This is a genomic window from Acinetobacter sp. AB03, assembly GCF_058107045.1.
Window position 1 is genome coordinate 1 of record NZ_JBUEBA010000034.1, and the last position, 13,536, is coordinate 13,536.

Sequence of the window (13,536 nt, forward strand, 5' to 3'; positions counted from 1 at the left end):
TATATTTTACAAAAATAATATTATAAAAGTTGTTTTTTTTATTACCCCGATAGTGCTAAGTATATTAACATTAACTACTAAGCAGGTGATGGGTTATTCAAATTACTCTGATGCATTTACTTTTATTATTCATAGAATGACTGTCATGTCGGCTTTTGGAACTATTGGTGTTTGGGAAAATTTTAAAGATGGTGTTTCGTTAAGTGAATCAATTAAATTAGTTTATAATATATTCGGAAATAAAATTAATGAATATGTTTTTGGTATTGATTTTAACTCCATAGAAGTTTTAGATACTAATCTTTCTAGGAAGATGACTTATTTAGTCTATCCTAGTTGGGAAAAAGCTATTTCAGGAACTACCAATATTACTGTAACTAACTTTGGTGAAGCTATTTATATTTTTGGTGGATTATACTGGCTCTATGCGATTATTTCTGGATTGATAGTTGCATTTTTTGTAAAAAAAGTAGATTACTTTATAAGTAAGGGTGATATTATTAAAACTAGTTTATACTACATATTTACAGCTGCAGTAATCTTATCTTGGATAAACTCATCATCTTTTTTAACTTTATTTAGTTTGCCTGTTTTTCTTTACATGTTTTTAACGTATGTATTGCTTAAGTTTATCTTTCACACCAAAATCTTTTAAGTTGAGTGTATAATTTAGTATCTTTGGAAGTTTTTAAATATTATTGGGTTAGTTATTATGAATGTTAATATTTCAGTGGTTGGTTTAGGGTATGTGGGATTATCAAATGCAATTTTACTTTCACAGAGAAATAATGTAACTGCAGTAGATACAAGCGAGGAAAGAGTAAATCTGATTAACCAAAAAAAATCTCCGATTCAAGATTTAGAAATTAGTAAATACTTGAAAGAACATGAGTTAAATTTAACTGCAACATTAGATTGGATAGAAGCGTACAGACAGTCAGATATTATCATTATTGCTACACCAACAGACTATAATGAAGATAAAAATTATTTTAATACATCATCTGTGGAGTTGGTTATTAAAAATATTCTTACAGTAAATAAAAATGCTTTGATTATTATTAAATCCACAATTCCAGTGGGTTTTGTTGAGAATATGAAAGCAAATTTTAATACAAATAATATAGTTTTTTCTCCTGAATTTTTAAGAGAAGGAAAAGCTTTATACGACAATTTATATCCATCTAGGATCATTGTTGGTGAAAAATCTGAAAGGGCTCGTGATTTTGCTAATTTGTTATTAGATGGAGCTTTAAAGAAGAATGTAGATATCTTACTAACTAATTCAAATGAAGCTGAAGCTATTAAACTTTTTGCTAATACTTATCTCGCTTTAAGAGTTTCTTTTTTTAATGAATTAGATACATATGCTGAGTTAAAAGATCTTGATACTAAACAAATTATTGAAGGGATCAGTTTGGATCCACGAATAGGCAATTATTATAATAATCCTTCTTTTGGCTATGGTGGTTATTGTTTGCCTAAAGATACTAAGCAATTATTAGCCAATTATAAGGATATACCAAATGATATTATTGCTGCTATTGTAAATTCTAATAATACAAGAAAAAAATTTATTGTAAATCAGATTTTATCTAAAAGTCCTAAAGTAGTAGGTGTCTATAGACTAATTATGAAGCATGGTTCAGATAATTTTAGATCTTCAGCAATTCATACTATAATTTCATTACTTCAGAAATCTGGTGTTAAAGTTATTATTTATGAACCAACATTAAATTTAAATATATTTGATGGTTGCCCTGTTGAGCATAATCTCATTGATTTTAAAAATATGTCAAATTTAGTGTTAACGAATCGTATGGATGATGACTTATTAGATATTTCTGAAAAAATTTATACGCGTGATATTTTTAATAATAATTAATCTTGTAAGGATTATTGTATGTCTCAAGATATCTTGCCATTAGTATCGATTATTACTCCTTTATATAATGCTGAAAAATATATTGAAAAAACAATTTTTTCAATTATGGAGCAGACTTATACCAATTGGGAGTTGTTTGTAATAGATGATTGTTCTAAGGACAATTCCTATAAAGTTGTTCAAAAAATTTCTGAAAAAGATAAACGTATAAAAATTATAAAGTTAAATGAAAACTCTGGTGCGGCTGTTGCAAGAAATACTGGTATTGAAAATGCTAATGGGCGCTTTATTGCATTCTTAGATAGTGATGACACTTGGCATCCTAAGAAGCTAGAAAAACAAATAAAATTTATGTTGGATAATCAATACTATTTTACTTATACAGGCTATTATAAAGTAGATGAAAATGCTGCCTTTATTAAAAATGCAAAGATGCCAAAATTTATTAACTATAATAAGCTTTTGAAAACTAATTATATTGGTTGTTTAACAGTTATGTATGATTCGGAAAAGTTAGGAAAAGTTTATTTTCCATTAATACGTAAACGTCAAGACTATGCTTTGTGGTTGAAGTTATTGAAAATGATACCCTATGCCTATGGATTACAAGAAGATTTAGCTAGTTATACAGTAAGATCTGATTCAATTTCTGCAAATAAGGTTAATGTAGCTAAATACACTTGGACTGTATATAGAGAAGTTGAAAAACTATCTTTAATACATGCTATTTATTGTTTCATTAATTATGCAATATTAGGCATTTTAAGAAAATAGGATTTAAATGAAAATTTTAATGACAGGTGCGACAGGGTTTGTAGGTTCAGTTCTATCTGAACGGGTGAGTAGTTTGTATGATACTATTGCTTTAGTTCGTACTCAAAATAATCTATTGTCTGCAAATATCCAGCAACTTGTTGCTAATAATATTTTTGAAGCAGACTTACCTAGCAATATAGATGTCATTATTCACTTAGCAGGTCGTGCTCATATTCTAAATGAACAAACGACAGATCCATTAACTGAATTTCGTAAAGTCAATGTAGAAGGGACATTACAACTTGCCCGTCAGGCTTTGGACAAAAAAGTAAAACGCTTCATATTTATGAGTTCTATCGGTGTCAATGGTGCAGTGACCTTACAGCAGCCATTTACAGAAGATACTTTACCACAACCTCATGCAGATTATGCTCTTTCCAAGCTAGAAGCAGAGGAAGCATTAAAAAAACTATTTGCTGGATCAGATACAGAGTTAGTCATTATTCGCCCGCCTTTGGTGTATGCAGCGTATGCGCCAGGTAACTTTGCTCGTTTACTCAAATTAGTCGCAACCAATCTACCTTTACCCTTTGCACGTACACAAAACAAACGTAGTTTTGTCGCACTTGAGAACTTGGTCGATTTTATTCAGGTTTGTATTGAACATCCCAATGCTGCCAACCAGACATTTTTAGTGGCAGATCAGAACAGCATTTCCACCCGAGAATTGGTTCAATACTTAAAACAGGGTATGGGAAAAACCCCATATTTTATTTATATTCCACAGCCTCTTATGAAACTAGGGGCTGCATGTGTAGGTAAATCCAAACTTTATGAACAACTGTTTGAATCACTTGAAGTAGATGCTTCCAAGGCTCAAAAGTTGTTGGGCTGGATAGCTCCGTTAAGTACCCAGCAAGCCATGTTAAAAGCAGGCCAAGATTATCTAAAAATGAAAGAGTAATTCAAGTATGTCAATTTTTGCACAGAGCATTGTATTTTTTATACTGACATTACTATTTACAGGCTACATGCGGCATTATGCCCTAAAGAAAAACATCATAGACAACCCAAATGAACGAAGCTCCCACAGTGTACCTACCCCACGCGGTGGTGGTGTAGCTGTGGTGTGTAGCTATTTATTGGCGTTGGCTGTACTGATCTATAGCCAACAACTGACAGTCCATATAGGTTTAGCCCTTATGGGGGCAGGCTTTGTCATCGCACTGCTTGGTTTCTTAGATGATCATGGGCATATCAACTCCATGTTGCGTCTAGCCATCCATTTTCTAGTGGCTATAGGTGCGGTGATCAGTTTAGGTGGTTTTGCCGAAGTCACTATATTTAATGGTCTGCAACTCGGCTTTGTAGCCAATATCATTGCGGTATTATTTTTGGTGTGGTTACTCAATCTGTATAATTTTATGGATGGCATTAATGGTATTGCCAGTGTTGAAGCCATCACGACTACAGCCAGTATGGCAATTTTGTACTATCTGCTAAATACATCGCTGAATTCAGATCTACTTTGGTTATTAGCTGCCTGCATATTTGGCTTCCTATTATGGAACTTTCCCAAAGCCAAAATTTTTATGGGCGATGCCTGTAGTGGGTTTTTAGGGCTAACATTAGGGATTTTGGCATTAATTGCCCTCAAAGAAAACTTGGCGCTGTTTTGTGCATGGATTATTTGTCTAGGTGTATTTGTGGTCGATGCGACTTATACCCTGATTAAACGCGTGCTCAGTGGCTATAAAATGTATGATGCGCATCGCAGCCACAGCTACCAAATTTTATCGCGTAAATGGGGCAGCCATACGCCAGTGACTTTGGCGGTAGCAGCTATTAATTTATTGTGGCTCTTTCCAATCGCCTATATCACGACCACCCAACAATGGGCGTATCCTGAATTCGCGATATTGATTGCTTATTTACCATTAGTATTCTTGGCCATCAAATTGAAAGCAGGAAATCCTGATGCCTGAAAAAAAATTGCTTATTTTAGGAGCAGGCGGTTTTGGCCAAACAATTGCTGAAGTTGCTGAACTTTTAGGTAATTGGGAGAGTATTTCTTTTGTTGATGATCGATGGCCTGAGCAGGAATGGTTAGGTTGTTATCCTATTGTTTCAAATATTCAAAACTTATCCTTAATCAAGCAACAAGATTTTGAGGCCATCATTGCCGTTGGAAATAACCAAATACGACAAAAATGGCAACAATTACTGCTTGATTTATCTATACCAATTACGACTATTATACATCCACAAACCGTCATTGCTCCGAGTGCGAAAATAGGGCAGGGGGTAAGTATTATGGCTGGGTGTGTTATTGGAACAAATACGATTATCCAAGATGGTACTATTTTAAATATGGGTACATTATTGGACCATGATGTGGTGGTTGAACAATTTGTACACTTAAGTATTGGGGTGAAAGTTGCAAGTAATAATATTATCCCTACATTTTCTTTCTTGGAAGTGGGAAGTATCATAGAACATAAGTCTTAATAACAACTTCTTTAAATTAAGATATGACGTGCTGAAAAATATATGAAATCTCTTGTAATTCCTCTGGTTGAATCTCCACGTTCAGCAAAACTCGCATTTTTAGTCATTTTAGACTTTTGTATTTTCCCTGTTCTAATCTGGCTGTGTTATGCCATCCGCCAGTTTGACCTCGGCGCAGAAGTTGTACCCAATATTCCTTTTGGTGCGGTTTGGGTCAGTGCTATTGCTGTATTGGCTCTATTTCTCTGCGGTGTATATCGCTTTATTGTCCGTACCTTCAATGAATTCTTTATTGTTAAACTGGGTTTGGCAACGATCTTATCCGTGATTGGCCTGTATTTATTGGCTTATAGCACCCATGCCTTTATTCCGACATCCATCCCGTTGATGTTTGGCTTTATGATGTTTGCCTGGGTCTGGTTTAGCCGAGGTTTTATCCGTTTTATCGTGCGTTCTTATTTACAGGCCGGAGTGCCTAAAAAACGTATCGCGATTTACGGCGCTGGTAATGCAGGGCAACAGGTGGCAGCCACCTTAAATCGCTCCAATGAGCATGTGCCGATTATATTTATTGACGATAATCCGTCTTTAAATGGCCAAAATATTGGTGGTATTCAAGTTTTTTTACCACATACTGCTTTGAAATGTTTTACAAAACTCAAAATTGATGAAATTCTGATTGCACTGCCCTCAGTCGGGCGGATACGTAAAAGTGAAATCGTTAAATTTTTAGAACCGGCGCATCTTAAAATTACCGAGATTCCCGGCCTGACCAAGCTGGTCGATGGTGAAATTCGAATTTCCGATATTCAGGAAGTGGATATTATTGACCTGCTGGGCCGCGATCCGGTACCTCCGGTGGCAGAACTTTTAGCTAAAAATATTCAAGATAAAGTGGTGATGGTGACTGGTGCAGGTGGCTCAATTGGTTCCGAACTGTGTCGCCAGATTATTAAAAACCAGCCGGCCAAAATTATTATTTATGAACTGACAGAATTCGCTTTATATAGTATTGATAAAGAATTACGTCTGACTGCCACGTGTGACATTATCCCAATTTTGGGTTCTGTACTGGATGAGCGCAAGCTGGAACGGGTGATTGAACAGTACGGCGTGCAAACGGTTTATCATGCGGCGGCTTATAAACATGTACCTTTGGTGGAGTGTAACCCATTAGCAGGCCTGAAAAATAACGCGGTGGGAACGGCATTTAGTGTCAATGCTGCGGTGAAAAAAGGTGTTGAAACTTTTGTATTGATCTCGACCGATAAAGCGGTACGTCCGACCAACGTGATGGGTGCGACCAAACGCATGGCAGAGCTGTATTGTCAGGCCATGGCGGAAGCTCAGGATCAGACCCAGATCAGTATTGTACGCTTTGGTAATGTACTGGGTTCTTCGGGCTCGGTGGTACCGCTGTTTAAACAGCAGATTGCCAAGGGTGGGCCAATCACGGTGACCGATCCCGAAGTGACCCGGTTCTTCATGACCATTCCGGAAGCCTCGCAGCTGGTGATTCAGGCTGGTGCCCTCGGTACCGGTGGAGATGTGTTCTTGCTGGATATGGGGGAACCGGTACGGATTCAGGATCTGGCACGACAAATGATTTCACTGAGTGGTCTCAAAGTCCGAGATGATCAAAATCCAAATGGCGATATTGAAATTCAATATACCGGCTTGCGTCCAGGTGAAAAACTGTATGAAGAGCTGCTGATTGACGAAGAAAATACAGAAATTACCTCGCATAAGCGTATTTTGAGATCAGTCGAGAAGCATTATCCATTGGCAGAAATTCTGGAAGTATTTAACCGGATGCATGAACTTTCAGCGATGCAAGCCGATATTGAATGGGCATTGGCGCAGCTGGAATACTATGTCGATGGTTATGTCCGTAGCAACGAAATTCAAGTGAACTAGGTTATTTATAAATATGATTAAGAAAGCAATTCTTCCTGTGGCCGGCCTTGGTACGCGTTTTTTACCTGCCAGCAAATCGATTCCCAAAGAAATGGTCACTGTGGTCGACCGTCCGGCGATTGAATATGTGGTCCGTGAAGCGGTAGCCGCCGGAATTGAACAAATTATTTTGGTGACACATTCTTCAAAAGCATCGATTGAAAATTACTTCGATCGTAATTTTGAACTTGAAACCACGCTTGAGCAAAAAAACAAAACCGATTTACTCAAAGAAATTACTGAAATTCTGCCTAGCGGTGTAAGTATCATGAGTGTACGTCAACCGCAGCCTTTGGGCTTGGGCCATGCGGTACTGTGTGCCAAGGCCGTGATTGGCGATGAAGATTTTGCAGTATTATTACCAGATGTGCTGGTCAAGGATCAGGATCCGGAAAATGATTTGTCTCGCATGATTCAGCGTTATGACGCGTCTCAAGCAGCACAAATCATGGTTGAAGCGGTGCCTGAACATCTGGTGGATCAGTATGGCATTGTTGATGTTGCTGCATCACCTGAGGAAGGCGAAAGCATTGTCATGCAAGGGATTGTTGAAAAACCGGCAGTCGGCACCGCACCATCGAATCTGTCTGTGGTCGGGCGTTATATCCTGCCGGCAAAAATCATGCAGCTTCTGGAACAGACACCACGCGGGGCAGGCAATGAAATTCAGCTCACCGATGCGATTGCCATGTTACAGCAGACTGAAGCAGTGGAAGCTTATCGCATGAAAGGTCAAACTTTTGACTGTGGCAACAAGCTCGGCTATCTTAAAGCTGTATTACATTATGGGGTTGATCATCCCAAGCTCGGTCACGAGTTTAAAGCGTTGATCCAAGAACTCGCTTTATAATAAAAAATAATAACCAAGGAATACTATGAAAGTCGCAGTACTGGGGAAAACCTTATTTTCTGGGGTCATTTCGGCCCTTTTGTCTGAATGTGGTCATCAGGTGGTGTGGTGTAACAGCTTCAGTGCAGATGAGCCGGCCCGGACTTATTTTCAGGATGAATCCTTGCAGTCATTGCTGCAAAAACAGGAAAAATCTGGTTTTTTAAACTGTTGTGATTTTCAGCATCTGGATTTCAATCAGGATGTTTTTTTCTTTAGTTTTAATGCCAACGAAGAGCAGCAGGCATTTCAGATGCTGGATACCCTTCGGCATGCCTGTTTTGCTCATCCGAAGCTGATGATTAATGCTTCGACCTTTGGCTTGCATGGCACCCAACGTTTTCAACAACTGCTGCCGAATGATGACTGGATTTATCTGCCCGATATTATTCAGGAAGGTAATGCCCTGCGTAGTTTTGTTCAGGCCAGCCAGCTGATCGTGGGCTGTGATCATGCAGATGCACAGGCTAAAATCAGAGAGCTGTTACGCCCCTTGTTTCCGCGTGCGCAGCAGTATCTGTTTATGCCGGTACTGGATGCCGAATTTACCAAACTCAGTATTTCCGGCATGCTGGCCACCCGGATCAGTTATATGAATGATCTGGCCAGCGTGGCAGAAAAACTCGGGATCGATATTGAACAGGTGCGCCAAGGCATGGCGGCGGATAACCGGATTGGTTCCGCCTATTTGTTTCCGGGCGTCGGTTTTGGTGGAGAGAACTTCTCGCATGATATCCGCACCTTAACGCATGCAGTAGCAGATTCAGGGGTAAAAAACCAGTTGCTGGAACAGGTCTGGGAGATTAACGAACAACAAAAAGAATTACTGTTCCGCAAACTATGGAATTATTTCCGTGGCGATTTACAGGGAAAAGTGGTGGCGATTTGGGGCGCAGCCTTTAAGGAAAATACCCCGAGCATCCAGCAATCTCCAGTGCATGCCATGCTCACTGCATTATGGGCGCAAGGGGTGACGGTCAAACTGCATGATCCGCAAGCATTGGCCAATATTAAAAAAGTCTATGGGACACGGCAGGATCTAATACTGTGTGAAGATCAATATCAGGCAGTTGAGGGGGCAGATGCCTTATGTTTGATGACTGCCTGGAAACAGTATGGTAGTCCAGATTATCCACACCTCATTAAACTGATGCAGCATCCCCTGATTTTGGATGGGCGTAATCTGTATGATCCGGCCTATATCAAGGCGCGTGGTTTTAATTATATTGGGGTGGGACGTTAATGTTAAGTCAGCTTAAACCAGATCTAAATACTGAAACTGTGTGTCAAAAACTCGCCTCGAGCAAAGAACAACTTGATGCGGTGCATCTACGAGAACTGTTTGCCGCAGACCCCCAGCGTTTTAACAAATATTCAATTCAGTTTGAACAGCTGGTCTTCGATTATAGTAAACACAGAATTGATAACACGGTGATGGAGGACCTGATTGAATGGGCAGATGCACAAAACTTAAGATCCTGGATCGGGTCTTTATTTTCAAATCAGGACATTAATTATACCGAGCAACGTGCTGCCATGCATTGGGCATTACGCTTGCCAGTCCAGGATCAGCAGCATGCGGATCTGGCCGCTGATGTGCATGCTCAACTTGAGCGCATGTATGCTTTGGTAGAACAAATTCATGCTGGGCAGCGCCGTGGCGCCACCGGTGAAGTGATTCAGGATGTGGTCAATATTGGCGTGGGCGGATCAGATCTTGGCCCTCTAATGGTCACCCATGCCTTATCGGATTTTAAATACCAGTCTGCCCAGCCACTCAATGTGCATTTTGTCTCGACCATGGATGGCAGTCAGCTGTCCGAGTTGTTGCATCAACTGCGTCCGGAAACCACGCTATTTATTATTTCGTCCAAATCATTTGGCACGATTGATACCCTGACCAATGCCCAGACAGTACGCCTGTGGCTGGAAAAAGCCTTGGGTCAGCATCCCTATATTCTGAAGCATCATTTTATCGGAGTTTCCACCAAGCCGGAAAAAATGACGGCCTGGGGAATTGCTCCGGAAAACCAGCTCTTATTATGGGATTGGGTCGGTGGTCGCTATTCACTGTGGTCCTGTATCGGATTGCCGATTGCACTGAGTATCGGCATTGAAGGTTTTAAGCAGCTGCTGGCCGGTGCCTATGCAGTCGATCAGCATTTTCAGTATCAGCCTTTTGAGCGCAATATTCCGGTGTTGATGGGGCTCTTGGGTGCATGGAATAACAATTTTCTGGATATTCAGACCCATGCCATCCTGCCTTATGATGGACGATTAAAATACTTTGCTTCTTATTTGCAACAGCTGGAAATGGAATCCAACGGCAAGTCAATTCAACGTGATGGTGAAAAAGTTCAGCTGGATACCTGTCCGATTATTTGGGGCGAAGTGGGACCGAATGCGCAACATGCTTTTTATCAGCTCCTCCATCAAGGTACGCAGTCAGTGAGTTGTGACTTTATTGCGCCGGTCAAGCGCTATAACAGTCAGCAATATACCTATGCAGACAGTGCCGAAGCATTAATTGAACAGCATCATTTGGCCCTGTCTAACTGCTTGGCGCAATCACGTTTATTGGCCTTTGGTAATGAGGCTTTGGACCCAAAAGAATTAGAGAGCTTGCCAGCCTATAAACAGTATGAAGGCAACCAACCGAGCAGTACGCTGTTGATGCAAGAGCTGAATCCTTATAGTCTGGGTATGCTGATTGCTCTATATGAACATAAAGTTTTTGTGCAATCGGTGCTGTGGAATATCAACCCATTTGACCAGTGGGGCGTGGAGAAAGGTAAGGAAATTGCCAACCAGTTGCTGCCTATTTTGAATGGTGAACAGTCTGAGCTAGGTGGTCTGGATGGTTCAACTCAAGGTTTAATTAACATTTTATTAGGGAAGCAGCATGGCTAAAATTCTGGTAACGGGCGGGGCAGGCTATATTGGTTCGCATACTTGTGTTGAGTTATTAAATGCCGGCCATGAGGTGGTGGTTTTAGATAATCTGTGCAATAGCGCTGCTGAGTCTTTAAATCGGGTGCAACAGTTGACCCAGAAAAGCCTGACATTTATTGAAGGGGATATCCGGGATGCTCAATTATTAGATCAGGTATTTCAGCAACACTCGATTGATGCAGTGATTCATTTTGCCGGTCTGAAAGCGGTCGGAGAAAGCCAGCAAATACCATTGGCTTATTTTGACAATAATATTGCCGGTTCAATCAGCCTGGTTCAGGCCATGCAACGCGCACAGGTTTTTAAACTGGTGTTTAGTTCCTCAGCAACGGTGTATGGCGAAAATAATCCTTCACCTTTAAATGAAGAAATGCCTACCGGAATGCCGACCAATAACTATGGCTATACTAAGCTGATTGTGGAGCAGCTCTTAGAAAAGTTGTCTGTGGCGGATGAACGTTGGTCGATTGCCTTATTACGTTATTTTAATCCGGTCGGCGCGCATAAAAGTGGGCAGATCGGGGAAGATCCACAAGGTATTCCCAATAACCTGATGCCTTTCGTGACTCAAGTGGCAGTCGGTCGTCGTGAAAAGCTATCTATTTTCGGTCATGATTATGACACTGTCGATGGCACGGGTGTACGCGATTATATTCATGTAGTGGATCTGGCCAATGCACATTTATGTGCCCTCAATAATCGTCTAACTGCGCAAGGTTGCCGTGCCTGGAATATTGGTACAGGTAATGGCATTTCAGTGTTGCAAGTTAAAGATACTTTTGAGCAGGTGAATGGTGTTGCGATTGCATTTGAATTAGCCCCTCGTCGTGAAGGCGATGTGGCAACATCTTTTGCGAATAATGCTCGAGCGGTGAGTGAACTGGGATGGAAACCAAAATATAAACTAGAAGATATGTTGGCAGACAGTTGGAATTGGCAGAAGCAGAATCCACAAGGCTATCGCGATTAATTTGTTCAGATAAGTATCAAGAATAAAAAAAGAGCCATTTTGATGTGGCTCTTTTTTTTCTGACTTCAGCTGCCTTGAATCAGCTGGGTCAGCTCATCCACATAGTCTTGCATTTTTTTAGGATTTTTATCCGCACGGCTTTCAATATTTAAACGTAATAGGGGCTCTGTGTTTGAAGCACGTACGTTAAAGCGCCAAGCCCCAAAATCTAAACTTACGCCATCTGTGTGGTCAATACTTGGATTTTGATCTGCGAAATGGTCAAAAAGCTTTTGAATCGTGACTTGAGTATCTGCGACTTTGAAATTGATTTCCCCTGAGCAAGGAAACTTTTTGATCATTTCTTCAACCAATGAGGACAAAGATTTTCCAGTTTCAGACAGTACAGAAACAACCAACAACCATGGAATCATGCCACTATCGCAATAAGAAAAATCGCGGAAATAATGGTGTGCAGACATTTCGCCGCCATAAACGGCATTGTGTTCACGCATTTTGTCTTTAATAAAGGAATGCCCTGATTTCGACTGAACAGGGATACCTTGATATTTCTCTACGACATCAAAAGTGTTCCAAATTAGACGTGGGTCATGGACAATTTTTTCGCCTGATTGTTTGAGTAAGAAGGCTTGTGCTAAAAGACCAACAATATAATAACCTTCAATGAATTGGCCTTTTTCATCAAACAGGAAACAGCGGTCGAAGTCACCATCCCATGCAATGCCCATATCTGCTTGATGTTCAAGCACGGCATGACGGGTGCTATCACGATTTTCAACTAAAATCGGGTTGGGAATGCCATTGGGGAAATGACCATTAGCTTCATGGTGAATTTTAATAAATTCAACAGGGATATTTAATGCTTTGAATTTTTCTTCGATCGCATCAATGACATGACCTGCGGCGCCATTTCCTGCATTCACGACCAATTTTAATGGGCGGATTTTAGCAGGATTAATATACCCCATAAGGTGTTCAATAAACTCAGGCAGAATATTATAAGGTGTGGTTGAGCCTTTTTGCGGAACTTCTGTAAATGCCCCCGATTCTGCTAAGGCTTGAATTTCCGCCAGACCGCTATCTGCACCAATAGGGCGCGCTTGTTCACGAACCAATTTCATCCCATTGTAATCCATGGGGTTGTGGCTCGCTGTAATCTCAATGCCGCCTTGAACATCGAGATGAAATGTACCGAAGTAAACCTCTTCTGTACCTGTCATACCAAGATTAAGGACATTCACTCCAGCATCATTTAAACCCTGAATGGTGGCTTGTTTGAGGCTTTCACTAGTCAAACGAATATCGCAACCGATGACCACAGTTTTGGGTTGATAAATTTGCCCATATGCACGGCCAATTTTATAGGCAATCTCTTCATTGAGCTCGGTGCCGAGTTTGCCGCGAATGTCATAGGCTTTGAAGCAAGTCAGTTCTGTCATCTGAATTCTCTAAATAACTTCTGAGAAGTGAGGGAAGTATAATTATAGGAGGAAAATAGTTCCTATATGCCAAGTTACTGTTTAACTTTTATATCTTCAAAAATAGATGTTTAAGTGTATAGAGTGCTCTTTCATCTAATTTTTAAAATTTAGTACTTCGGCGTGCTATTCTATATGTTAG

General features: G+C 40.2%; 12 protein-coding genes. 11 read left to right on the plus strand and 1 reads right to left on the minus strand.

The window, feature by feature from the left end:
• The 11 genes from ACY3FQ_RS17255 to galE form a co-directional block, all read left to right on the plus strand.
• A partial coding sequence (locus ACY3FQ_RS17255) for a hypothetical protein (RefSeq protein WP_489774513.1) occupies nt 1-655 on the plus strand: 655 nt, incomplete at its 5' end.
• A gap of 57 nt (nt 656-712) precedes the next feature.
• A complete protein-coding gene (locus ACY3FQ_RS17260) occupies nt 713-1,885 on the plus strand; it encodes a nucleotide sugar dehydrogenase (protein WP_489774515.1) in 1,173 nt (390 codons plus the stop codon).
• 18 nt (nt 1,886-1,903) lie between these two features.
• Nucleotides 1,904-2,659 (plus strand): glycosyltransferase family 2 protein, encoded by a 756-nt coding sequence (locus ACY3FQ_RS17265; protein WP_489774517.1) that lies wholly within the window; start codon nt 1,904-1,906, stop codon nt 2,657-2,659.
• A 7-nt stretch (nt 2,660-2,666) separates the two neighbouring features.
• A complete protein-coding gene (locus ACY3FQ_RS17270) occupies nt 2,667-3,605 on the plus strand; it encodes an NAD-dependent epimerase/dehydratase family protein (protein ID WP_489774519.1) in 939 nt (312 codons plus the stop codon).
• Between the two features lie 7 nt (nt 3,606-3,612).
• Nucleotides 3,613-4,626: an MraY family glycosyltransferase gene (locus ACY3FQ_RS17275; RefSeq protein WP_489774520.1), complete on the plus strand. Its 1,014-nt coding sequence runs from the start codon at nt 3,613-3,615 to the stop codon at nt 4,624-4,626.
• Nucleotides 4,619-5,149 (plus strand): acetyltransferase, encoded by a 531-nt coding sequence (locus ACY3FQ_RS17280; RefSeq protein WP_253146584.1) that lies wholly within the window; start codon nt 4,619-4,621, stop codon nt 5,147-5,149. The genes ACY3FQ_RS17275 and ACY3FQ_RS17280 overlap by 8 nt, the downstream gene beginning before the upstream one ends.
• A 42-nt stretch (nt 5,150-5,191) precedes the next feature.
• A complete protein-coding gene (locus tag ACY3FQ_RS17285) occupies nt 5,192-7,066 on the plus strand; it encodes a polysaccharide biosynthesis protein (RefSeq protein ID WP_489774522.1) in 1,875 nt (624 codons plus the stop codon).
• A 13-nt stretch (nt 7,067-7,079) separates the two neighbouring features.
• Entirely contained in the window at nt 7,080-7,955 is an 876-nt protein-coding gene (gene galU / locus ACY3FQ_RS17290; protein ID WP_489774523.1) for a UTP--glucose-1-phosphate uridylyltransferase GalU, read from the plus strand.
• A gap of 25 nt (nt 7,956-7,980) precedes the next feature.
• Nucleotides 7,981-9,237 (plus strand): nucleotide sugar dehydrogenase, encoded by a 1,257-nt coding sequence (locus ACY3FQ_RS17295; RefSeq protein ID WP_489774524.1) that lies wholly within the window; start codon nt 7,981-7,983, stop codon nt 9,235-9,237.
• Nucleotides 9,237-10,904 (plus strand): glucose-6-phosphate isomerase, encoded by a 1,668-nt coding sequence (pgi, locus tag ACY3FQ_RS17300; protein ID WP_489177202.1) that lies wholly within the window; start codon nt 9,237-9,239, stop codon nt 10,902-10,904. Before ACY3FQ_RS17295 ends, pgi begins: the two co-directional genes overlap by 1 nt.
• The gene (gene galE, locus ACY3FQ_RS17305) at nt 10,897-11,916 is read left to right on the plus strand and encodes a UDP-glucose 4-epimerase GalE (protein WP_489774526.1); all 1,020 of its coding nucleotides are present in this window, start codon (nt 10,897-10,899) and stop codon (nt 11,914-11,916) included. Before pgi ends, galE begins: the two co-directional genes overlap by 8 nt.
• A 65-nt stretch (nt 11,917-11,981) precedes the next feature.
• Here the strand turns inward: galE and ACY3FQ_RS17310 are convergent, their stop codons facing one another.
• Nucleotides 11,982-13,355, minus strand: a complete 1,374-nt coding sequence (locus ACY3FQ_RS17310) for a phosphohexomutase domain-containing protein (RefSeq protein WP_489774528.1) — start codon at nt 13,353-13,355, stop codon at nt 11,982-11,984.
• Nucleotides 13,356-13,536 lie beyond the last annotated feature (181 nt).